Origin of the sequence: Micromonospora sp. MH33, from assembly GCF_003013775.1 — a bacterium.
Taxonomy (GTDB): domain Bacteria; phylum Actinomycetota; class Actinomycetes; order Mycobacteriales; family Micromonosporaceae; genus Micromonospora; species Micromonospora fulviviridis.
Window position 1 is genome coordinate 1 of record NZ_MUYZ01000655.1, and the last position, 1,048, is coordinate 1,048.

Sequence of the window (1,048 nt, forward strand, 5' to 3'; positions counted from 1 at the left end):
GCCCGGCCAGCGCGGCGTGCTCCAGGCCGCCGACCGCGGCCAGCACGCCCAGCGGGTCGGCCGGGTCGGGCGCGTGCCGGTCGAGCGCGGTCCGCACCACGCCGACCTTGCGGGCGTACGTCTCGTCGTCCACGCCGGTGCCCCGACCGGTCGCCGCCGCCGGGTCGACCCCGGTGAACGCGGCGATCAGCGCGGCGGCCGGCGTGGTGTTGCCGATGCCCATGTCCCCGGTGAGCAGGATGCCGGCCCCGGCGTCGACCAGCTCCCCGGCGACCCGGATGCCGGTCTCCACCGCCGCCCGGGCCTCGTCCCGGGTGAGCGCCGCGGTCACCGTCAGGTCCCGGGTACCGGGCCGCACGTTCGCCGCGATCAGGCGGGGGCCGGCCGGGTCGGCGGTCGGCTCGACCGGGAGCGGGGTGGCCACGCCGACGTCCACCACGGTGACCGAGGCGCCGGCCTGCCGGGCGAACGCGTTGACCACCGCGCCGCCGGCCAGGAAGTTGGCGATCATCTGGGCGGTGACCTCCTGCGGCCACGGGGTGACGCCCTGGGCGTGCACGCCGTGGTCGCCCGCGAAGATCGCCACCGCGGCCGGCTCGGGCAGCGGCGGCGGGCAGGTCCCGGCGAGGCCGGCGAGGCGTACGGAGAGCGGCTCCAGGGCGCCGAGGGAGCCGGCGGGCTTGGTCAGCCGGCCCTGGAGTTCGCGGGCGGCCGCCATGGCGGCCTCGTCGAGCGGCCGGATCGCCGCGACGGTGGACTCCAACATCATGCCTCCAGGATCTCCGCCAGCACGTCGGTGAGGGCGTCGGTCGTCGCCGGATCGCGCACCGCGATCCGCAGCCAGTCCGGGCCCAGCCCGGGGAAGGTGTCGCCGCGGCGGACCGCCCAGCCGCGCTCGCGCAGCCGCTCCCGTACGGCGGCGGCGCCGGCCAGGTGGACCAGGACGAAGGCGCTGGCGGGCCGGCCGACGACGCGTACGCCGGGCAGGCCGGACAGGCGGGCCACCAGGTGGTCGCGGTCGGCGGCGAGCCCGGCGGCGACCGCGCCC

Annotated in this window: 1 protein-coding gene and 1 pseudogene; both read right to left on the minus strand. The window is 79.0% G+C overall.

Annotation, left to right across the window (positions count from 1 at the left end):
• The coding region (locus tag B0E53_RS36715; RefSeq protein ID WP_107079940.1) for a nicotinate-nucleotide--dimethylbenzimidazole phosphoribosyltransferase at nucleotides 1-766 on the minus strand (766 nt) is incomplete at its 3' end.
• Nucleotides 766-1,048, minus strand: a pseudogene (locus tag B0E53_RS36720) (aminotransferase); the annotation flags it as partial. The pseudogene B0E53_RS36720 and the gene B0E53_RS36715, both read right to left, overlap by 1 nt.